The 22,012-nt window shown below is 72.1% G+C and carries 15 protein-coding genes; 11 read left to right on the top strand and 4 right to left on the bottom strand.

What is annotated here, in order from left to right:
- Window positions 1-55 precede the first annotated feature (55 nt).
- The 7 genes from AB0L45_RS05505 (at window position 56) to AB0L45_RS05475 (ending at window position 6,389) form a co-directional block, all read left to right on the top strand.
- Window positions 56-1,078, top strand: coding sequence for a TauD/TfdA family dioxygenase (locus AB0L45_RS05505; RefSeq protein WP_365836421.1), 1,023 nt, complete (start codon window positions 56-58; stop codon window positions 1,076-1,078).
- 34 nt (window positions 1,079-1,112) lie between these two features.
- On the top strand, window positions 1,113-2,147 hold the full coding sequence (gene sbnB / locus AB0L45_RS05500) for a 2,3-diaminopropionate biosynthesis protein SbnB (RefSeq protein ID WP_365836419.1): 1,035 nt from the start codon (window positions 1,113-1,115) through the stop codon (window positions 2,145-2,147).
- A gap of 41 nt (window positions 2,148-2,188) precedes the next feature.
- Window positions 2,189-3,175, top strand: a complete 987-nt coding sequence (sbnA, locus tag AB0L45_RS05495; RefSeq protein ID WP_365836417.1) for a 2,3-diaminopropionate biosynthesis protein SbnA — start codon at window positions 2,189-2,191, stop codon at window positions 3,173-3,175.
- Window positions 3,176-3,230: 55 nt separating this feature from the next.
- The gene (locus AB0L45_RS05490; RefSeq protein ID WP_365836415.1) at window positions 3,231-3,449 is read left to right on the top strand and encodes an MbtH family protein; all 219 of its coding nucleotides are present in this window, start codon (window positions 3,231-3,233) and stop codon (window positions 3,447-3,449) included.
- 79 nt (window positions 3,450-3,528) lie between these two features.
- Window positions 3,529-4,515 (top strand): clavaminate synthase family protein, encoded by a 987-nt coding sequence (locus AB0L45_RS05485; RefSeq protein WP_365836413.1) that lies wholly within the window; start codon window positions 3,529-3,531, stop codon window positions 4,513-4,515.
- 78 nt (window positions 4,516-4,593) lie between these two features.
- Window positions 4,594-5,577 carry an ATP-binding cassette domain-containing protein gene (locus AB0L45_RS05480; protein ID WP_365836411.1) on the top strand — a complete coding sequence of 328 codons (984 nt, stop codon included), beginning with the start codon at window positions 4,594-4,596 and terminating at the stop codon, window positions 5,575-5,577.
- Window positions 5,574-6,389, top strand: a complete 816-nt coding sequence (locus AB0L45_RS05475) for an ABC transporter permease (RefSeq protein WP_365836409.1) — start codon at window positions 5,574-5,576, stop codon at window positions 6,387-6,389. The genes AB0L45_RS05480 and AB0L45_RS05475 overlap by 4 nt, the downstream gene beginning before the upstream one ends.
- A 71-nt stretch (window positions 6,390-6,460) precedes the next feature.
- On the opposite strand, the gene AB0L45_RS05470 is transcribed toward AB0L45_RS05475, so the two are convergent.
- Together AB0L45_RS05470 and AB0L45_RS05465 are read right to left on the bottom strand one after the other, a co-directional pair.
- The gene (locus AB0L45_RS05470) at window positions 6,461-6,802 is read right to left on the bottom strand and encodes a hypothetical protein (RefSeq protein WP_365836407.1); all 342 of its coding nucleotides are present in this window, start codon (window positions 6,800-6,802) and stop codon (window positions 6,461-6,463) included.
- Window positions 6,803-6,984: 182 nt separating this feature from the next.
- Window positions 6,985-7,329 carry a hypothetical protein gene (locus AB0L45_RS05465; protein WP_365836405.1) on the bottom strand — a complete coding sequence of 115 codons (345 nt, stop codon included), beginning with the start codon at window positions 7,327-7,329 and terminating at the stop codon, window positions 6,985-6,987.
- A gap of 312 nt (window positions 7,330-7,641) precedes the next feature.
- Here AB0L45_RS05465 and AB0L45_RS05460 point away from each other — a divergent pair, with 312 nt between their 5' ends.
- The 4 genes from AB0L45_RS05460 (at window position 7,642) to AB0L45_RS05445 (ending at window position 14,149) form a co-directional block, all read left to right on the top strand.
- Window positions 7,642-8,643: an alpha/beta hydrolase gene (locus tag AB0L45_RS05460; RefSeq protein ID WP_365836403.1), complete on the top strand. Its 1,002-nt coding sequence runs from the start codon at window positions 7,642-7,644 to the stop codon at window positions 8,641-8,643.
- A complete protein-coding gene (locus AB0L45_RS05455; RefSeq protein WP_365836401.1) occupies window positions 8,636-9,970 on the top strand; it encodes an acyltransferase in 1,335 nt (444 codons plus the stop codon). Before AB0L45_RS05460 ends, AB0L45_RS05455 begins: the two co-directional genes overlap by 8 nt.
- A 62-nt stretch (window positions 9,971-10,032) precedes the next feature.
- Window positions 10,033-10,725, top strand: coding sequence for a class I SAM-dependent methyltransferase (locus AB0L45_RS05450; protein ID WP_365836399.1), 693 nt, complete (start codon window positions 10,033-10,035; stop codon window positions 10,723-10,725).
- 388 nt (window positions 10,726-11,113) lie between these two features.
- Complete coding sequence (locus tag AB0L45_RS05445) at window positions 11,114-14,149, top strand: BTAD domain-containing putative transcriptional regulator (RefSeq protein ID WP_365836397.1); 3,036 nt, start codon at window positions 11,114-11,116, stop codon at window positions 14,147-14,149.
- An 84-nt stretch (window positions 14,150-14,233) separates the two neighbouring features.
- Here the strand turns inward: AB0L45_RS05445 and AB0L45_RS05440 are convergent, their stop codons facing one another.
- Entirely contained in the window at window positions 14,234-19,888 is a 5,655-nt protein-coding gene (locus tag AB0L45_RS05440; protein ID WP_365836395.1) for an amino acid adenylation domain-containing protein, read from the bottom strand.
- Window positions 19,888-22,012 (bottom strand): condensation domain-containing protein (locus tag AB0L45_RS05435; RefSeq protein ID WP_365836393.1); only part of this gene is annotated, 2,125 nt, incomplete at its 5' end. The genes AB0L45_RS05440 and AB0L45_RS05435, both read right to left, overlap by 1 nt.

The raw sequence follows: 22,012 nt of genomic DNA, 5'->3' as shown, positions 1-22,012 counted from the left end.
CCGCGTACGGCCACCCCTGCCCGCACGCCGCCAGACCGCCCAGAAAGGCAACCCGATGACGGCCACGACCGACGGCATCACGACCGGCGCGGCACTTCCCGACGGCTGCGTACCGACCCTCGAAGCGGGGCGCACCCCCCTGCTGCCGGTCCCCGGAGCGGTCTTCGAGACGCTGCCCGGCCAGGCCGTCCGGGACCTGGTCACCCAGCACGGCGCGCTGCTCGTGCGCGGCCTCGGGCTGCGAGCCCCGAACGACCTGGCCAGGGCCGCACGGTGGCTCGGTGTGACTCCGGTGGCCGAGCGGGAGGGCTTCGCCGGCCGCACCGACCACGGCGACGGTGTCTACTCCTCGTCCCACTGGCCGGCCGACGAGCCGATGTGCATGCACCACGAGCTGAGCTACGCCGCCGAGGTGCCCTCCATCGCTCTCTTCGGCTGCCTGACCGCGCCCGCCTCCGGAGGCGCCACCGCGGTCGCCGACGCCCGGACGCTGCTGCGCACCCTGCCCGCCGACCTCGTCGAGCGCTTCGAGCGCGAGGGCTGGCTGCTGGACCGCGACTACCGTGAGGTGGGCGTCAGCTGGGCCGAGGCCTTCGGCACCCAGGACCGCGCCGAGGTGAGCGCGTACTGCGCCGCCCACGCCATCGAGCACGAGTGGCTCACCGACGACGTGCTGCGTACCCGCCAGCGGCGGGCCGCCGTGGTGACCCACCCGGTCACCGGGGAGCGGCTGTGGTGCAACCAGATCGCGTTCCTCAACGGGCTGACCATGGACCCGGCCGTGCGGGAGTACCTGACCTCCTTCTACGGCCCGGACGCGCTGCCCTTCAACACCCGTCTCGGTACCGGCGAGCCCATTTCCGAGGACGTCGTCGAGACCATCAACGCCGCCTACACAGCGGCCACCTCGCGCGAGCCCTGGCAGGCCGGTGACCTCCTGGTCGTCGACAACCTGCGGATGGCGCACAGCCGCGAGGCATACGAGGGCGACCGCGAGATCGTGGCGCTCTTCGGCGACCCGGTGCGCCTCACCGGCCACGTACGTACCGACGTACCGCCCCGCCCCGCGGTCGCCTGACCGTCCACCCTGCATCTCTTTACGGAGCTTCTTGATGTCCCAGCAGCACCTGGCACCGTCCTTCTCGGTGATCCCCGGAGCACAGGTCAGCCAGGTTCTCGACGGCCGTGGCCGGGAAGTGGTGGACCTGATCGAAGGTGCCTACCGCCTGCACGGCGAAGGCGACACGGTCAACCCGCCGTCGTACTTCCTGCGCTTCCCCGACAAGCCTTCCGCACGCATCATCGCGCTGCCCGCCTCCATCGGCGGTCAGGTCGGCACCGACGGACTGAAGTGGATCTCCAGCTTCCCGGAGAACGTGGCCGCGGGCATCCCCCGCGCCTCCGCCGTCCTCGTCCTCAACGATCACGAGACCGGATACCCGTTCGCCTGCCTGGAGAGTTCCATCATCAGCGCGGTGCGCACCGCCGCCTCCGCGGCGCTGGCCGCCGACCGGCTCAGCGCCTCCCGCACCCGGCCCACCCGGATCGGCTTCTTCGGCGTCGGGCTCATCGCGCGGTTCATCCACCGTCTGCTCGGCGAGACCGGCTGGAGCTTCGACGAGGTCGGCGTGCACGACCTGTCCGCCGAGCACGCGGCCGGCTTCAGCTCCTACCTCGCCGAGTCCGGCGAGACGGGCCGCGTCACCGTCCACGACACCCCCGAGGACCTGATCCGTTCCTCGGACCTGATCGTCTTCGCCACCATCGCGGGCACCCCGCACGTCACCGACGCCGGCCTGTTCGCCCACAACCCTCTGGTGCTGCACGTCTCGCTGCGTGACCTCGCGCCCGAGGTCGTGCTGACCGGGACCAACATCGTCGACGACGTCGAGCACTGCCTGAAGGCGAACACCTCCCTGCACCTGGCGGAGCAGCAGGAGGGGAACCGGGATTTCGTCCACGGCACGCTCTACGACGTACTGAGCGGGAAGCTGAGCCCGGCCGCCGACCGGCCGGTGTTCTTCTCCCCCTTCGGCCTGGGCGTTCTCGACATCGCGCTCGGCAAGCACGTCTACGACGCGGTCCGCGAGGCGGGACAGCTGAACGTCGTCGACGACTTCTTCCACGAGATGCGCCGCTACGGCTGAGCCGTCCCTCGCAACAACGCCCGGAAAGCCAGGGAGGTCTTGTGCCGATCATTTCGGCTCCCCAGGAGTACAACGAGGAAGACCTGTACGTCGACCTCGACGCGGTGCTCGGTATCCCGCTGCACCTGAAGTGTGAAGGCTTCAACTTCACCGGTTCCGTCAAGCAGAAGGCCGCCCTGGCCATGGTGGAGGCCGCCGAGGAGTCAGGAGCGCTCACCCCCGGGTCGATCCTGGTGGAGTCCTCCTCCGGGAACCTGGGCGTCGCCCTCAGCATCATCGCGGCCAGTAAGGGCTACGGCTTCGTCTGCGTCACCGATTCGCGGTGCAACCTCGCCTCCAAGCGGCTGATGAACGCGTTCGGGGCCGAGGTGCACACCATCACGGAACCGGCCGAAGACGGCGGCTTCCTGGGCGCGCGCATCGCCCACGTCCGCGCGCTCTGCCAGGAGGACGAGCGGTACGTCTGGCTCAACCAGTACGTCAACGAGGCCAACTGGCAGGCGCACCACCGCCACACCGCGCCGGCCATCGCCCGCGCCCACCCCGGCCTGGACGTCCTGTTCGTCGGCGCCGGCACCACCGGGACGCTGATGGGCTGCGCCCGCTGGTTCAAGAGCAACCGCCCCGGCGTGCGCATCGTGGCCGTGGACAGCGTCGGCTCGGTCGCCTTCGGGCACCCCCCGGCCCCTCGCATGATCCCCGGCCTGGGCACCGGGGTCCGCCCGCCGCTGCTGGACGAGTCCTTCATCGACGACGTGGTGATGGTGCCGGAACCCGACACCGTCCGGATGTGCCACCGGCTCGCCGCCCGCGGCTTCCTGTTCGGCGGATCCACCGGAACGGTCGTCAGCGGCGCCGCACGGTGGCTGGCCGAGCAGACGGACGGCGGACGGCTGGACGCCGTGGCGATCGCTCCCGACCTGGGAGAGCGCTACCTCGACACCGTCTACCTAGCCAACTGGGCGCAGGGGGTCTACGGCTCCGACGTGCTCGACACCGCGCCCCGCCCGCTGACCTCGCTGTCGTGACCCGGCCACCCCTGACCACCACGCACCGAAAAGACCCAGAAAGAGGACCCCGGACATGAGCACCAACCCGTTCGAGGACAACGACGCCCGCTATCTCGCCCTGGTCAACGACGAGGGCCAGTACTCCCTGTGGCCCGCCTTCGCCGAGGTTCCGGCCGGCTGGCGCGTCGCCCATCAGGAGAGCAGCCGCGAGGAGGCGCTCGCCTTCATCTCCGAGCAGTGGACCGACATGCGCCCGCTGAGCCTGGTCCGCGCCATGGAAAACGCCGGCTGAGCGCCGTACAGCCGCCGGACCGCGACGACACGCGCGCGGGTCCGCCTCCCCGAACGTTCCGCCAGAAGGTGAAGCATCGATGACTGTGGTACTGGAGACCGGCGCACAGGCGACGGTCGTGACGATAGCGGGCGATGACGCCGCTCGGACCGATCTGGTCGCCCGGCGGCTGTGCCGGGCCGCAGACGGCAAGGTGGACAGCCACGAGTGGGTCGCCGCCGCCCGCCAGGAGTGGCACGAGCTGCCCTCCGGGCTGCGCACCCCACTCGGCGAGTTCCGCAGGGACTCCGGGCGCAGCGGCGTCCTGCTGATCCGCGGGCTGCCCGTGGACAGCGCGGCGCTGCCCGACACCCCGTCGACCGCCGACTCGGTGCAGCGGGAGGCCGCCGTCTCCGCCGCGCTCCTGACGATGGTCGCCTGCGGCCTCGGCGACCCCGCCGCGTTCCGTCCGGAGAAGGCCGGCGCGTTGGTGCAGGACGTGGTCCCGGTGCCCGGCAAGGAAGACTTCCAGGGCAACGCCGGGTCGGTCATGCTGACCTTCCACAACGAGAACGCCTTCCACCCCCACCGGCCCGACTACGTCATGCTGCTGTGCCTGCGCGCCGACCACGAGAAGGTCGCCAGGCTGCGTACCGCGAGCATCCGCGAGGCGCTGCCCCTGCTGAGCGAGCAGACCCAGGAAGTACTGCGCAGCGCGGAGTTCCACACCGCGCCGCCGCCGTCCTTCGGCGGCTCGGCCGGCGGGGACACCGCACCGCAGCCGGTCCTGACCGGTGCGGCCGAGGACCCCGCGCTGCGCATCGACTTCGCCGCCACCAAGCCGCTCACCGCCCGCGCAGCCCAGGCGATGGCCGAGCTCCAGGACGCGTTCGACCGGACCTCGCTGAGCACGGCGCTCGAAGCCGGCGACCTGGCCATCGTCGACAACCACGTCACCACGCACGGCCGGTCGGCCTTCACCCCGCGCTACGACGGCAAGGACCGCTGGCTGCAGCGGACGTTCGTCCTCAAGGACCTGCGCCGCTCCCGCGGCCTGCGGCCCCAGGACGGCTACGTCCTCGACTGAGCGGCTGCCCGGGTGCCGCCGCCACGGCGGGCGGCACCCGGGCGGCGGACAGAACCCTACGGAAAGAACCAGGACCTCATGACTCCTGCCATCCTGATCGAGGATCTGGCCAAGAGCTACGGTGGCAATCCGGTGGTCAGGGGCGTGAGCCTCCAGGTGCCCGCCGGCCATGTGCTCGGGCTGCTCGGCCCGAACGGAGCGGGCAAGACCACCACGGTCAAAATGGTCTCCACCCTGATCAAGCCCGACCGCGGCCGGGCATTGGTGTGCGGCTTCGACGTGGTGCGACAGGCTCGCGAGGTCCGCTCGCTGATCGGGCTCACCGGCCAGTACGCGTCGGTGGACGAGGACATCTCCGGCTGGGAGAACCTCTACGTCATCTCCCGTCTGTTCAACCTCCCGCGCCGCAAGGCCCGGGCACGGGCCGATGAGATGCTGGAGCGCTTCGGGCTCACCGAGTCCGGCGCGCGGCCCGTCGGCGGCTACTCCGGCGGCATGCGCCGGCGCCTCGACCTGGCCGCCAGCCTGGTCGGGCAGCCCCGTGTGCTGTGTCTGGACGAGCCGACCACCGGACTCGACCCGCACAGCCGCAACGCCCTGTGGACCGAGGTACGGCGGCTGGCCGACCTGGGCACCACCGTGCTGCTCACCACGCAGTACATGGAGGAGGCCGAGGCGCTGGCCGACTCCCTGGTCGTCATCGACCGCGGGCAGGTCATCGCACGCGGTGGGACCGAGGAGCTGCGCGCGCGCCTGGGCGGCCAGGTGCTGTGCGTCCGACCGCAGAAGGCGGTGGACGCCGCCGCGCTGCGGCAGGCCTTGGAGGACCGGGGACACACCGCCACCGCGGTCGACGAGGAGACCGGGGAGATCCGGCTGCCCCTGTCCGGCGACGGTGCGGAACTGAGCGCCGTGGTCCGGGCGGTGGGGCAGACCGACATTCCGCTCGCCGGGCTGAATGTGCACATGCCCAGCCTGGACGAAGTATTCCTGACGCTGACCGGGCCCGGCGGGGCTCCGCCGGCGCAGGCCGACGTACTGCCGGCGAGGAGCGCGGTGTGAGTTCACAGACCATGGCGGAGAACACCGCGACCCGGATCCCCCTCGCGCGGGGGCTGCGCCCGCTGGTACGCCACTCCCTGGCGCTCACCCGCCGCAACCTGCGCAAGGCGATGGCCAGCCCCGGCCAGATCATCGATGCCACCCTGATGCCGGTGACGCTGTCGCTGGTCTTCATCTACACCTTCGGCGGTGCCATCGCCGGGGACAGCGCGCAGTACCGGCAGTACCTGATGCCCGGCATCATGGCGCTGACCATCACCACGACCTGCCGCACCTCGGGCATCGCCTTGAACACGGACTTCACCAGTGGAGTGATGGACCGTTACCGGTCGATGCCGGTGGCCCGCTCGGCCGTGCTCATCGGCCGTATCCTCGCCGACGCGGTCCGCGTCCTGGCAGGCCTGCTGATGGTGCTGGCCTTCGGGTTCCTCATCGGCTTCCGGGTGCACACCTCCGTCGCCGCCACCGCGGCGGCGATCGGCATCCTGCTGCTGTACGGGGTGGCGCTGTGCCTGCTGCAGGCGTTCATCGGTCTGGCCGCGCGGGGGATGGAGACGGTGCAGAGTGTGAGCACCCTGGCGATGGTCCCGCTGCAGTTCGGCAGTTCCATCTTCGTCGCACCGGGCACGATGCCGTCCTGGCTGCGGATCGTCGTAGAGAACAACCCGATGACCATGGTCGTCGACGCCGCCCGCAACCTGATGGTCGGCGGCCCGGTCGCCCATTCGGCGACGATGGCCGTGCTGTGGAGCCTCGGCTTCATCGCGGTGTTCACGCCTCTGTGCGTGCGGACGTACCGTACGCGCAAGTGACGCCGCCGCCATGACGAAGGCCGGTGGGCGGGGACTGGTGTCCCGCCCACCGGCCACGGCCGTCCTGGGGATCAGACGACCTCGAAGCTGCGGAGAAGGAAGATGGGGCCCCAGTAGGGGCTGGCGTCCACCGACTGGCCCGGCTTGACGACGCCGGGCTTGTCACCCTTGCAGTCGGTGCCGGTGTAGACCTTGATCGTGCGGTCGGTGTGGTTGGTCACCGTGCCGCGGCCGTGGTAGTAATCGGCGATGGTGTAGCACTTGCCGTTCTTCGGGTTGGTGACGTTGCCCTCGCCGTTGATCCCGTGGACGTCGACGTAGCCGGTGGCGGCCTGGGCGGCGCCGGCGCCGGCGAACAGGGCGGCTGCGGACAGGGCGGCGATCACGGAGGCGCGGCGGCGCGTGGTGCGCATGTCTTCTCCTCAGGCTGGTGCTGCGGGAACGCCCGGGGTTCCGGGCGACGTCCGTGACCGTAGAGGGGGCGGGTATTTCTCCGTTATCCACCCGTTTCCCTACCGAGTGGCCCGGTTCCCGACGAAGCCGCTCGCCCGGGGCTCCGTCGGGAACGGCCCGGCGGCCGCGGCCGCCGGGAGGATCAGACGACCTCGAAGCTGCGGCTGTAGAAGATGAAGCCCCAGCTCTCGCTGGCCCGGTAGGTGGCGCCCGGCTTGACGACGGCGGGCTTCTCGCTCTTGCAGTCGGGGGCGTAGTAGACCTTGATGGTGCGGTCGGTGTGGTTGGTCATCAGCAGCCGGCCGGAGTTGTACCCGTCGGAGACGTTGTAGCACTTGCCGTTCTTCGGGTTGGTGACGTTGCCCTCGCCGTTGATCCCGTGGACGTCGACGTAGCCGGTGGCGGCCTGGGCGGCGCCGGCGCCGGCGAACAGGGCGGCTGCGGACAGGGCGGCGATCACGGAGGCGCGGCGGCGCGTGGTGCGCATGTCTTCTCCTCAGGCTGGTGCTGCGGGAACGCCCGGGGTTCCGGGCGACGTCCGTGACCGTAGAGGGGGCGGGTATGCTTCCGTTATCCACTCGCTTGCCGGTCAAGTGGCGCGCCGGGCCTGCGGTGTTGGCGCAGCCGAGGCGGCAGTGGGCCCCTGCGCCGAGGCGCGGTCGGCGCTCACCGTGCGCCCGACGGCGGGCCCGTCATACCTGAGAGCTACCTCCGCAGTGAGCTCTTGAGGGTGACGCGCGGGAGGCCCGCGAAATCTACCGTCTTTCCTGTTACCGAAGTGAACAGGAAGGGGGGTCTGGTGCGAGCGTCACGTTTGCGCCGCGCGTTCGCGGTCACCGTCGCGGCCGGCGCGATGGTCTTCTCCGTCGCCGGCGCCTCAGGCTCAGCGGCCAGCGGCATGCCCGCCGCGCCACGGCTGCCGGCCGTCACAGCGGACACGCTGGCCGAGCGGTACGACGCCAACCACGACTTCATCGAGAGGTCAGCGCGCGCCGCGCGACGGATGGGTGACACCGCCAGGGCGGGCCACCTGGCCGAACTCGGCGCCGCCGGAAGGCAATTCCTGTCCTTCGACTCGCGCGACGACGGCCTGGCCGTCGAGGTGCTGGGCGACCTGGCGCACGCCGACCGCGTCGTCGTGGTGGTGCCCGGCTCGGACACCACCATCGACACGTTCGACGAACTCGGCAGCCGCTACGCCGCGCTGGCCGGTGGGGCCCGCGCGGTGCGCGCCGAGATGCGCAGGCTCTCCCCGGGTACCGACGTCGCGGTGGTGGCCTGGCTCGGCTATCACGCTCCCCGTACCCTCAGCCGCGACGTGATCACCACCGCCCGTGCGCACGAAGGCGGTGCCCAACTCCGCACTCTCCTGGCCGGCGTGAAGGCGGCCAACCAGACGGCGCCGGTCACCCTGATGTGCCACTCCTACGGCTCGGTGGTCTGCGGCAGCGCCGTCGCGAGCGCCGCGGGCGGGGCCGCTCCGCTGGACAATCTCGCCGGGATCGCCGTCGTCGGCAGCCCCGGCATGGGCGTCCGGTCCGCGTCCGACCTCGCCGTGCGGGTGCCGGTGTGGGCGGGCCGGGGCGCGGACGACTGGATCGCCGGGGTGCCGCACACCAGCGTGAGCGTCTCGGGTGCGACGATCGGATTCGGCACGGACCCGGTCAGCCGTGAGTTCGGGGCGCGTTCCTTCGACGCGGGACAGGGCGGGCACAGCGACTACTTCAAGCCCGGCGGCCTCGCCCTGCGCAACCTCGCGCTGATCGGTCTCGGCCACGGCGAGGCGGTGTCCCATGGCTGACCTCCGGATACCCGCCGGGGTCCGGCCCGCGCGGCCGGTCACCGAGGCCAAGCCGGCCGGCGGCTCCGCCGGCACGGTCCCGGCCCGCACGGTCCTGGACCGGCTGCACGCGGCGGTCCTGCGGATCGACGCGGCCACACCCGCCGGGCGGGACCGGGCCGTCGACGTCCTGCGGGCGCTGGCGGTCACCGGTGTGGTGCTGGGCCACTGGCTGGTCAGCGCGGTGGTGCTGCGGGCGGACGGCCATCTCCTGGGTGACAGCCCGCTGGCCCACATGCCCGGGCTGACCCCCCTGTCGTGGGTGCTCCAGCCGCTGGCGATCTTCTTCCTCGTCGGTGGCCGGGTAGCGGCCCAGGGCTACGGCTCCGCGCGGGCGCGCGGTGTCGGCTACGGCGCCTGGCTGCGGCAGCGGCTGCGGCGGCTGGCCGGGCCGGTGGGCATGCTGTTCGCGATGTGGCTGCTGGTGCTGGGCGGCATGGCCGTGGCCGGTACCGCCCACGAGACGATCCACACGCTGCTCAACCTGGTGATCTCCCCGCTGTGGTTCCTCCTGGTCTTCGCGCTGCTGACGGTCCTCACGCCGCTGGTGCACCGGGCAGGCGTGGCGGCGGCGGTCCTGGGCGGTGGCTATGTCGTCGCGACGGACGCTGCCCGGATGGTGCTCGGCGACGGCGGCTGGGTCGACACGGCTCGCCAGCTCAACGTCCTGGCCGGGTGGCTGGTGCCCTTCGGTCTGGGCGCCGCCTGGGCCGCCGGCGGGTTCGCCCGGCGCCGGTACGCCGTCGCGCTGCTGGCCGGCGGTGTGGTGTGCACGGCAGGGCTGGTGCTGGGGTGCGGATATCCCGCGAGCATGGTCGGCGTACCCGGTTCGCAGATCTCCAACCTGAGCCCGGTCAGCCTCGCCGCCGTCACGTTCGGTCTGGCCCAGTGCGGTGGCGCGTTGCTGCTGTGCGGTCCGCTGCGGCGGTTGGTGGGGCGGCCGTCGCACCGGCCGGCGGGGAGCGTGGAGCCTGTGCGGCCGCGTGCTCGGCCGGGCCAGTTCCTCTGGGCGGCAGTGGCTGTGCTGAATCTCTCAGCAATTACGGTATTTCTCTGGCACCAAACGGCCATGCTCGCCGTTACCGTGACCACTCTCGGTGTCGGGCGGCCGTTGTTCGGATTGCACACCAACCCCGACGTACCGTTCTGGGCACTGGCCCGGTGCGGCTGGGTGCCGGTATTCGGCATCGTGCTCCTGGTGCTGTGCGTCGTTTTCCGCGAAGTGGAGAACCAAACCAGGCCCAGACGCGTCTATTCGACTCACGAGGCACCGGTCCGGGCTGCCTGAGAACCTCGCGGAAGAGGCACGAGCAGGCCCTTCCGGAATTCCTTGGAGAAGTAATGGAAGCAATGTCCGTCGATTCACTGCGCACTCTCTACGTCAAGTACGAGGCCGACCTGAGGAAGGTCAAGGACGCCCAGCGCAGCCTCCTCCAGGAGCGCGGCAAGGCCATGAAGGCCCAACTGGACGACGTCGAGGCGGAGATCACGTACATGCGGCTGCGGGAGCTGCGGCCCGCGAAGGTGGTGGAGATCGGGACGTTCTACGGCTGGTCCACCATCTGGCAGCTGAGCGCGCTGCGCGACAACGGCACCGGGCACCTGTACTCGTTCGACATCGTGGACCACGTGGTGCGCAACGTGCCGCGCGAGCTGGCCGAACGGTGGACCTTCACCAAGGGTGATGTCCGTGAGAACCTCGACCGGGTGCCCCGGGACGTCGAATACCTCTTCATCGACGCCGACCACGGTGCGCGCTTCGCCCGCTGGTACATCGAGAACCTCTTCCCGGCCGTGCCCGGCGGGACGCCCACCAGCGTCCACGATGTCTACCACGGGCGCCGCCCCAAGCCGTTCAGTGAGGGCTCCGTCATCATCAAGTGGCTGGCCGAGCAGGGAGTTCAGTTCTTCACGCCGTCCCCGGCCAAGTCGCCGGCCGAGTACGCGGAGATAGCCCAGATCAAGAAGGGCCTCGGGCTGGACGAGCCGGTGCGCGACAGCCGCGACAACCCCATGATCTTCTTCGACCTGCCCAGCCTGTAACCGTAGACCACCCTCCCAGGGCGCCCAACCCCCGCGCCCCGCGCCGCCCGTGCGGCGCGGGGCGGGGCGCCCGCTCGCGTGGCGGCAGTAGACAGTCCGCAGGCGCGGTGGCGAGGGGGAGATGGCTAAGTAGCGCATCAATTTTCCCCGGGCTCCGGGCGAATAGGCCGCACGTCACAGACCCCGACATCTCGGCGCCAAAGGCATGTTCGGAGACGCTGCCGCTCGGCCGGCCGCCGGGAATGCCGGGCGATTTGACGACCCTTTTGCCTGGCCTAGTGCAGTCTTCACGCAAATTTCGCCGGTTTTGACGTGATCTAGGTGGCAGAATTGCTCTAAGGTGATTCGGCTGTACGTTCGGTGCGGCGGGATGCATGGGGGGCATGTCATGGGGGAAGACCGTTCGCGTGCGGGCAGAACTGCGTTCACCTTGCTCGGGCCGCTGTCGGCGAAAGTCGGTGACGAGCCCGTCGCCATCGGCGGTCCCCGGCAGCGGGTGATCATGGCGGCGCTGGTCCTCGCCTGGGGGCGGGTGGTCTCCGTCGACGCGCTGATCGACGCGGTGTGGGGCGACGAGCCACCGGCCTCGGCACGCACTCAGGTGGCCATCTGTGTCGGTGCCCTGCGCAAGGCGTTCAAGGCCGCCGGCAGCGAGGGCCCGGTGATCGTGACCGCCCACCCGGGTTACCACCTGCACACCAAGAACAGCTCCGTCGACGTCCGTGAGTTCGAGAAGCTGATGGCCGAGGCGGGCGACAGCGCCCGCAAGGGATGCCTGGAGGACGCCAGCCGGCTCTACCGGCTCGCCCTGGACATCTGGAGCGGACGGCCGTTGAGCGGCGTGGGCGGACGGCTCGCCGAGGACGCGGCGACGCGGCTGGAGGCACAGCGGCTGGCGGCATGGGAGATGTGGACCGCCGTCGAACTCGACCTGGGCCGCCACCAGGAACTCATCCCGGTGCTGTCCGCCGTGGTGAACGACTACCCCCAGCACGAGCAGTTCCGGCACGACCTGATGCTGGCCCAGTACCGCGCGGGGCGGCGGGTGGAGGCGGCCGAGGGATTCCGCGCCTGGCGGCACGCGCTCGTCGAGGAGTTGGGCCTGGAACCGAGCCTGTCGATCCAGCAGCTGCACCACGCCATCCTCCGCGACGATTCCGGGCCGGTCCGCCCCGAGGAGACCGACCGCCCGGCGGCGGCTCCGGCTTTACCGGCCGAACTCCCCCCGGACATCCCGGCCTTCATCGGCCGGGAGGCAGAGCTGCGGCAGCTGGACGCCCTGCTGCCCGGCGACGCCACCGGGGCGGCGCCGTCCGCCGGCTTCGTCACCGGCATGGCCGGCGTCGGCAAGACCAGCCTCGTGGTGCACTGGGCGCACCGCGTCGCCGACCGCTTCCCCGACGGCCAGCTCCACGTGGACGTGGCCGAACACGTGCGGGAGCAGGGCCCGGACGCCACCCACGCCCTGCTCGGGCGTCTCCTGCGCTCCCTGGGCATGTCCGGCGAGCAGATCCCCGACGACCCCGGGGAGCGGGTCTCGCTCCACCGCAGTATCCTCGCCGACCGGCGTGTCCTGGTGGTGCTGGACAACGTCCGCACCCTCGAACAGGTCCGCTCGCTGCTGCCCGGCAGCGGCCGCAGCTGTGTCGTGGTGACCAGCAGGGAGCAGCAGGAGCACATGGCCGCCGTGCACGGCATGGTCCACGTCGCCCTCGGCCTGATGTCCGCCCCGGAGGCTTCCGCACTGGTCCGCCGGATCGCGGGCGAGGCACACGTGGACGCCGACCCCGAGGCCGTCGACGCCCTGTGCGCCCTGTGCGACGGACTGCCGCTCGCACTGCGGATCGCCGCCGCCCGCCTGGCCGGCAAGCCGCACTGGTCCGTACGCCACCTGGCCGCCCGCCTCGCCGAGCAGCCGCGGCGGCTGGACGAACTGTGCGCGGGCGGCCTGGAGCTGCGCTCCGCCTTCGACGCCGGTTACCGGGCCCTGCCCGCGGACCTGGCCCGCATGTTCCGCATGCTGTCCCTGCTCGACGTGCCGGACTTCGCCGCCTGGGTCGGCGGTGCCCTGCTCGACCTGCCCACCGCCGAAGCCGAGAAGCTGATCGAGCAGCTGGTCGACCTGAACCTGCTCACCGCTGTCGGTGTCGACGGCGTCGGCGCCGCCCGCTACCGCTTCCACAGCCTGCTGAAGCTGTACGCACGGGAACGGGCCGCCGAGGAGGACCCGGCGGAGGAACGGCAGGCCGCCCGTGAACGGGCCTGGCAGGGCTGGCTCACCCTCGCCGACGAGGCCTGCCGCCGCGAGTACGGCGGTGACTTCGCCGTACTGCGCGGCAGCACACCACGCCGGGCCATCGAGCCGTCCGTGACCGGCGCCCTGCTGGCGACACCGATCGCCTGGTTCGACGCCGAGCGGCCCGCGATCGTCGCCGTGGTCCGTCAGCTGACCGCACTGGGCGCGGACGAACTCGCCTGGGAGCTGGCGATGTCCACCGCGGTGCTCTTCGACACCCGCGTCGCCTACGACGACTGGCGGGCGGTCACCGAGAGCGCGCTGATGGCCGTCCGGCGGGCCGGTAACCGCCGCGGCGAGGCGGCCATGACCTTCGAGCTGGCCTCGGTGGAGATGCGTCTGCACCGCTACGACCGCGCCAAGGACCTGTTCAGGACCGCGTTGCGCATCTTCACCGACATCGGCGAGACCTACGGCCGGGCGCTGGCCCAGTGCGGCATGGCCTCGCTCGACCGGATCGACGGTGACCTGGCCGCCGCCATGGGCCTGGCCGAACAGGCCCGTGCGGTCTTCCAGGAGGTCAACGACCGTTCCTGCGAGACGCGCGTGCTGAGCCAGATGTCGGAGATCGAGCTGGACCGGCAGAATCCGGCGGCCGCGCTGGACCTGTCGATCCAGGCCGTCGAACTGGCCGGGCACACCGAGGAGACGCGCGACGCGGCCCGGGCCCTGTACAAGCTGGGCCTCGCCTACCTGCGCCAGGGCCGGGTCCTGGAGGCGGAGAACACCTTCCACCGTCTGCTGGACCAGGTCCGGGGCAAGTCCAACGCCCGCGGTGAGGCCTACGCCCTGCTCGGCCTCGGGGAGACCTGCATCACCGCCGGGCTGGCCGAGGACGCCTACCCCTGGCTGCTCCGCTCCTTGGCCATCGCGGAGCAGGTCGGTGACCTCATGCTGTTCGCCAGGGCCAATCTCCTGCTGGGCAGGTGCTCCCGCATGATGGGCCGGGTGCTGTGGGCGAGTCACTACCTCAACGTGGCCCGCCGGGCCTTCCGCCGGATCGGGCTGCAACCCGGAGGGCAGGAAGTGGCCGAGGAACTGGCACTGCTGCCCGGGAGCGGGACGGACGACGACCCACTACGGGCCTTCATGAGCAGTGCCTGCGCCGGGGCAGGACTCCCCGGCTGATCCGCACGCCCCGGACGGGGCGGGGCCCGTACGCACCGCGTCGAAGGGGGAGGCCGGCCCGCCGCCCCCTTCGACGCGTGGGGATCAGAGAGCCCCGGCCGCCTCTCCCACGGGCGCGGTGGCTCCTCGCGCCCGACCGATCCGCGGTGCGATGATCCGCGCCAGCTGCTCCGCCGGGCCCGGATCCAGCATCCGGGCGTGTTCGCAGTCCAGCTCGACGATCTCGATCCGGCCCGCCACGAACGCGTCCCACGCCTCGGGCACCACAGCCGCCAGGCGGTTACGGGTGGCCAGTACGAGCAGCAGGTCCGCGCGCAGCACGTCCGGCCGCCGCTCCGACGCCAGGTAAGCGTTGTTCACGCTCACCTCCAGCGCGGCGGTCCGGTGTGCGCGGTCCAGGTACCGCAGCTCGCTGTTGCCCTCCCCGTACCACTCGGCGATCTGGGCGCGCATCTGGTCCGGCGTCGGCTCCTCGGGCGCGTCCTCCGGAACGCCGTAGATCTCGCCGTACCCCTCGTACATCTGGGCGAGGATCTCCTCGCGGGTTCCGGTGCCCTGGCTGCCGGCCTCGGGCGGCGAGGTGTCCAGCACCGCCAGCAGCCCGATCTCCTGCGCGTCCGCCTCCAGCGCGGTGGCCACGGCCTGCGCCATGATCCCGCCCAGCGACCAGCCCAGGATGTGGTACGGGCCCTCGGGCTGCACCGCGCGGATCTGCCGGGCGTAGTCCGCGGCCAGCTCGTCCATCGAAGCGGGCAGCGGCTCCGTGCCGTCCAGCCCTCTGGCCTGCACGGCGTACACCGGGTGGTCGCTGCTGAGCGCGCTCAGCAGCGTCGAGTAGCGCCAGCTGAGGCCGGCGATGGGGTGGACGCAGAACAACGGGGCCGCGCTGCCGGAGGTACGCAGCGGCAGGATCACCTCGAAGGCGCCGCCGGCGGCCCCGTCGAGCTGCTCGCACAGCCGGGCCGGGGTCGGCGCGGCGAAGATGTCCCGCAGCTCCAGCGGACGGCCCAGCGCCTCACCGATGTCGTGCATCAGCCGGGTGGCGAGCAGGGAGTGGCCGCCGAGCTCGAAGAAGTTGTCGTCCACACCGACCCGCTCCACGCCGAGCGCCTCGCCGAACAGGCGGCAGACCAGCTCCTCCTGCGGTGAACGCGGCGGCCGGTACTCGCCCGTGGCGTGCTGCGCGGGTGCGGGCAGCGCCCGGTGGTCCAGCTTGCCGTTGGGCGTCAGCGGCCACCGGTCCACGAAGACGAAGGCGCCCGGCACCATGTAGGCGGGCAGCCGTTCGGCGACCTCGGCGCGCAGCGTGCGTGCCGAGAGGGCCGCCTGCCCGCCGGAGGGCTCGACGAACGCCACCAGACGCTGGTCACCGGGCCGGTCCTCACGCACCAGCACCACGGCGCGCTCGACCCCGGCACACCCGGCGACCGCCGCCTCCACCTCGCCCAGCTCCACGCGGAAGCCGCGGACCTTGACCTGGGTGTCCGCGCGGCCGCGGAACTGCAGCCGGCCGTCGGCGTTCCAGGCTGCCAGGTCGCCGGTGCGGTACATCCGGCTGCCCGGTACGCCGTACGGGTCGGCGACGAAGCGTTCCGCGGTCATGCCGGGGTTGGCCAGGTAGCCGCGGGCCAGCCCCCCGCCGGAGATGTACAGCTCGCCCTCGGCGCCCGGCGGTACCGGCCGCAGGGCCTTGTCCAGGACGTACATCCGGTTGCCTGCGATGGGCCGACCGATGACCGACGCCGCCGCCGCGTCCGGGACCAGGCGCTGCGCGAAGCTCACGTCACAGGTGCCCTCGGTGGGCCCGTACGCATTGATCAGCAACCGGTCGCGGCCCCAGAACTCGGCCAGCTCGGCGGAGAGCGGCTCCGCCCCGGTGATCATCGTGCGCAGCTCGGGCAGCTCCGTCCGGGGCACCTGCGCCAGTGCCGAGGGGACGATGAGCAGATGGGTGATGCGCCGCTCGGCGAGGAACGCGGCGAGCTGCGGGCCGGCCGGGGTGTGGCCGGGGACGACCAGGCATGCGCCGGACAGCAGGGCCAGGCAGAACTCCGCCACCGACACGTCGAAGCTGGGCGAGGCGCACTGCAGCACCCGGCTCTCGGGCCGCACCCCGTAGTGGGCCGACTGGTTGGCGGCCAGCGCGCCGATCCCGGTGTGGCTGACCACCACGCCCTTGGGGCGGCCGGTGGAGCCCGACGTGAAGATGACATAGGCGGGGTGGGTGACCCGCAGCGGGGCCCCGCGGTCGGCGTCGTCCAGGTCCTTACCGGGCAGCGCGGCCCGTTCGGCGGCCGTGGCCGCCTCGTCCGTCAGGAGCACGTCGAGGCCCGCGGCGCGCGGCAGCCGCTCCGCCAGTTCCGTGGTGGTCAGCAGCAGCACGGGCGCGCTGTCGGCCAGCATCGCGGTCAGCCGCTCGGCCGGGTAGCCCGGGTCCAGCGGCAGGTACGCCGCCCCGGCCTTCATGACGGCGAGCATGCCCTCCAGCATCTGCGCCGAGCGGGGCAGCACCACCGCGACGAAGCTCTCGGGACCGACGCCCCGGGAGACCAGCTGCCGGGCCAGCCGGTTGGCCCGCTCGTTGAGCTCGGCGTAGGTCACGGTGGCGTCCGCGTCCTCCACCGCGGGCCGCTGCGGTGTCCGCCGCACCTGTGCCTCGAACAGCTCGGGGAGGGTGGCCACCGGTACGGGTGTGCCCGCACCGGGCTCGCTCTGCAGGAGCGTCCGCCGCTCGTCGGCGGAGAGGATCTCCAGCGCGGAGACCGCGGTGCCGGGGTCGGCGGTGGCGCTCTCCAGCAGCCTGGTCAGCCACTCGGTCAGCCGCTGCACGGTGTGGGCTTCGAACAGCTCGGCGGCGTACTCCACGATGCCGTCGATACCGGCCGGCGCGCCCTCCCCGGTGTGGTTCTCGCCCAGGTTGAAGGCGAGGTCGACGCGGGCGTTGCCGGCTGCCTCGCCCTCGAAGGAGACCCGTACCCCGGGCAGGTCCAGCGATCCCCGCTCGTTGTTCTGGAAGACCAGGGTGACCTGGGTGAGCGGGGCGTGCGAGAGGTGGCGGCCAGGGTTGACGGCCTCCACGATCCGCTCGAAGGGCACGTCCTGGTGGGCGTAGGCGCCCAGGTCCGTCTCCCGTACCCGGGCGAGCAGGTCGCGGAAGGTCGGGTCGCCGGACACGTCCGTACGCAGCACCAGGGTGTTGACGAAGAACCCGATGAGGTCGTCCAGCGCCTCGTCGGTACGCCCCGCCAGCACCGCGCCGATGGGGATGTCACTGCCCGCGCCCAGCCGCGAGAGCAGCGCGGCCAGCGCCGCCTGCACGACCATGAACACCGTGACGTCCGACTGCTTGGCCAGCTCGGTGATCCGGGCGTGCAGAGCGGGTTCCAGGGCGAAGCGCACGCTGGAGCCGCGCTGCCCGGCCACCGCCGGACGCGGGTGGTCCAGGGGCAGCTGGAGAAGTTCCGGCACGCCGGACAGCCGCTCGGTCCAGTAGGCGAGCTGGCGGGCCGCCACGCTGTCGGGGGCCGACTCGGCACCGAGCAGCTCCCGCTGCCACAGCGAGTAGTCCGCGTACTGCACCGGCAGCGGCTGCCACTGCGGTGCCCGGCCCGCTGTACGGGACCGGTAGGCGGCGGACAGGTCGCGGGCCAGGGGGGCCAGTGACCAGCCGTCGCTGGCGATGTGGTGGGTGAGCAGATACAGCACGTGCTCACGCTCGGACACCCGGAAGAGCGTGGCACGCAGGGGAGCCTCGGCCGCCAGGTCGAAGGTGTGGCCCGCCGCTTCGGCCAGCGCCCCCGGCAGCTCCTGCTCACCCGACAGCTCGGCGAACTTCAGCCGGATGCCCGCCTCCTCGGGAGCCATGACGATCTGGCAGGGCTGCCCCGCGATCTCGGCGAAGCGGGTGCGCAGCACCTCGTGCCGCTCCACCAGGTCCGCGAGCGCGGCAGCCAGCGCGGCGCGGTCCAGGTCGCCGGAGAGCCGCAGCGGCAGCGGATTGTTGTACGCCACGCTGGGCCCGTTGAGCCGGAACGCGAACCACAGGCCGCGCTGTGCGTAGGACATCGGCACCCGCTCGGGACGCTCCGCCGCCACCAGCGGCGGGCGGGCCGTACCCGCCTGTGCCAGCTGTGCGGCCAGTCCGGCCACCGTCGGTGTCTCGAAGACCGCACGCACCGACAGCTCCACCCCGAAGGCGGTGCGGACCTGGCTCAGCAGCCGGATCGCGGTGAGCGACTGGCCGCCCAGGTCGAAGAAGCTCTCGTCCACCGAGGGGCACGGCCGCCGCAGCACCTTCTCGAACAGCCCGCAGAGGATCTCCTCAGCCGGCGTCTGCGGGCCCCGCGGGCCCTGGGCGGCCGGGCCGTCGTCCCCGGCGTCCGCCCCGGCACCGTCCGCCGCGGGCGCGGCGGCACGGCGGAGCGTCGACGGCAGGGTGAACTCCACGTCCCCGGCACTGCTGTCCGGAGCGGCCACGACAGCCGTCAGCACCTGGGTGAGTGCGGTGAGCACCGCCTGCGCCTCACCCTCGTCGATCAGGTCCGGCTGGTACTCCAGGTCGATCTCCAGGCGCTGACCGGCCAGCCCCGCGATGACCCGCAGCGGGTAGTGCGCGGCGTCGTGGCCGCCGGCCACCGCGACCCGGACCCCGTCGTAGGACGGGCGGGCCGCGTCGTCGTCCGGGTAGTTCTCGAACACCATGAAGGTGTCGAACAGGTCGCCGTGCCCGGCCATCCGCTGCAGGCGGCCCAGCCCCAGGTGGTGGTGCGGCAGCAGCGCCGCCTGTTCCCGGCGGAGCCGGTCGAGGTTCTTGAGCACCGACTCGGCGGGGTCCAGCCGCACCCGTACCGGAATGGTGTTGATGAACATCCCGATCATGGTCGTTATGCCGGGGATCTCCGGCGGACGGCCGGAGACCAGCGTGCCGAACACCAGGTCGTCGCGGCCGGTGAACCGGCTCAGCACCATGGCCCAGGCGTACTGGAGGAGGTGGTTGGCCGTCAGCCCGCGGTCGCGCACCAGGGTGCCCAGGGCAGCGCCGAACTCGGGGGACATCGAGGTCGTCACGCGCGCGGGCATGGCCGGCACCCGTGACGGGTCGGCGGGGAACGCCAGCGTCGGACCGGCCAGCCCGCCCAGGGCTTCCTGCCAGGCCCGTTCCGACTCCGCCTCGTCCTGCCGCGCCAGCCAGTCGAAGTAGCTGCGGTGCGGTGCGGGCCGGGGCAACGCCGAGTCGTCACCGTCCTCGTACAGCGTGAACAGCTCGCGGATCAGTACGGGGGTGGACCAGCCGTCCAGCAGCATGTGGTGGCTGGTCATCACCAGCCGGTGCCGCTCGGCGCCCAGCCGGACCAGGGTGAAGCGCATCAGAGGCGGCCGGCTGAGCGGGAAGCGGCCGGTCCGGTCGGCGGCGAGCAGCTCCGCCAGGCGGGCCTCGGCGTCCGCGGTGTCACCGGTGGAGAGGTCGGCCTCCTGCCACGGCAGCGGCACCTCGCGGTGGATCACCTGCATCGCCTGCCCGTTCTGCCGCTGCCGGAATCCGGCGCGGAGGTTGGGGTGGCGGCGGATCAGGGCCGCCACGGCGGCCTTGAGACCCTCCGGCCGCAGCGGGCCCTCCAGGTCGAGGACCATCTGGGTGTTGTAGACGTCGACCGCGTCATCGTCGTAGAGGGAGTGGAAGAACATCCCCTCCTGGAGCGGCGTCAGCGGCAGCACGTCTTCGAGCGCGGGCCGGTTCATCAGAGCATCCTCAGTTCTGCTTCGAGTTCGTCGATCTCCGCCTGGGAGAGACCGAGGGAGAGGTCGGAAGGGCTGTGGCCGCCGGCACCGGCCCCTCGGGCGTGGGCGGTCACCGCGTCCAGAGCCTCGAACCACAGCTCGGCCAGCTCCCGGACGTCCCCTTCCCGCAGGAGACCGGTGGCCCAGGACCAGGTGACCCGCAGCCGCGGGCCGTCGGCCAGGTCCTGGGTGAGCGCGTTGACTTCGACGGGGTGCGCCAGCGGCATCCCGCTGTCCCGCGGCGCGGGCGACGGCAGCCCGCTGACCATCGTCCACGGCTGCCCCGCACCGGCCTCCGCGTCCGTCGCCTCGAACCGGCCGAGGTAGTTGAACCCCAGCTGCGGGGCGGGGAGCTGGGCCAGTACGGGGCCCAGGCGCGGATTGAGGTGGCGCAGCAAGCCGTACCCCACGCCGTTGCCGGGCAGCGCCCGCAGCTGTTCCTTGACCAGCTTGAGGGACTCACCGACCGCCGGGCCGGCTGCCCGCACCTCGGACCAGTCCGCGGCGGCCGGGGCCAGCCGCACCGGGTACAGGCTGGTGAACCAGCCCACCGTGCCGGAGAGATCGGCCCCCGGGACGATGTCCTCGCGGCCGTGCCCCTCCAGGTCCACCAGTACGCCGTCCACGGCCTCGCCACGGCGCCGCCGCCATTCGCGCGCCGCCAGGGCGAACGCGCTCAGCAGCACATCGCCCACGCTCGCGTGGAACGCCGCGGGAACGGTCGTCAGCAGCGGTTCGGTGCGCTCCGGGGGCAGGGTCAGCTCCAGGTCCTGCGCGGTCCCGGCGGTGTCCTGGTGCGGATCCAGCTCCCGCGAGCCCAACGGTGCCTCGGCGACCGCCGGGGCGTCCGGGCCGGCCCCGGCGTGCCGGGACCACACGTCCAGCCCGGCCTCCCATGCGGGCTCCTGCGCCGCCTCGGCGAGCCGCGTCGCCCACGCGCGGAAGGAGGTGGCCACCGGGGCGAACTTCGGACCGCGCCCGGCGGCCGTCGCCTCCCACGCCTCGCGCAGGTCCGGCACCAGGATGTGCCAGGAAACCCCGTCCACGGCCAGGTGGTGCGCCACGATCTGCAGCAGTCCCGGTGTCTCGGGCCCGGCGTCGTACCAGACCAGCTGGACCACCGAGCCTTCCTGCGGGGAGAGCCGCAGCCGCGCCTGTTCGCCTTCCTCGGCCATGGCCGCGTCCCGCGCCTGCGGCGGCAGCCCTGCGATGTCCACCCGGCGCAGCACCGCGTCGGCGGCCACCGCGTCGCGCTCCGCCACGACCGGCTGCCAGGAGCCGTCCTCGGCGGTCGTCATGCGCAGCCGCAGGATGTCGTGGTGGCTCAGCCAGCTCTGCACCGACGTGGTCAGCCGCGCCAGGTCCATGCCGGCCGGGACGCGGACCGTGGCCGACTGGTTGAAGCCCGCCACCTCGCCGCCCAGCTCGTGCAGCCAGTGCATGATCGGAGTCATCGGGAAGGAGCCCACACCGTCGTCCGCGGCGGCCCACGCCGTGCTGGTCTCGGTGGCCACCTGGGCCAGCTCGGCGACCGTACGGTGCTGGAACACCTGCTGCACCGTCAGCGTCAGCCCGTTCTCCCGGGCCCGGGACACCACCCGCATCGAGCTGATGCTGTCCCCGCCCAGCTCGAAGAAGCTGTCGTCGACCGTCACGGTGTCCAGGCCGAGGACATCGGTGTAGATGCTGGCCAGGATGTCTTCCCGGGGGGTGCGCGGGGCACGCCCGGCGGCGCCGGCGCCCGTGAAGCCGGGGGCGGGCAGGGCCTTGCGGTCGATCTTGCCGTTGGGGGTCAGGGGCCAGCGGTCGAGGACGACGACGGCGGCCGGGACCATGTAGTCGGGCAGGATCGCGGCGAGACGGGTGCGCAGGCCGGCGGGGTTGGGGGCGGTCCCGTCAGTAGTGACGTAGCCGACCAGCTGCCGACCCGACGGCCCGTCCTGGCGCACCGTCGCCAGCGCGTCGGTGACGCCACTGGTGTCGGTGAGCGCGGCTTCTATTTCGCCGAGTTCGATGCGGAAGCCGCGGATTTTGATTTGGTTGTCGGTGCGGCCGAGGTATTCGAGGGTGTGGTGGGTGGTCCAG

This window comes from Streptomyces sp. NPDC052496 (assembly GCF_040679095.1).
In the GTDB taxonomy this organism is placed as follows: domain Bacteria; phylum Actinomycetota; class Actinomycetes; order Streptomycetales; family Streptomycetaceae; genus Streptomyces.
This window is presented reverse-complemented; position numbering and strand designations above follow the sequence as displayed.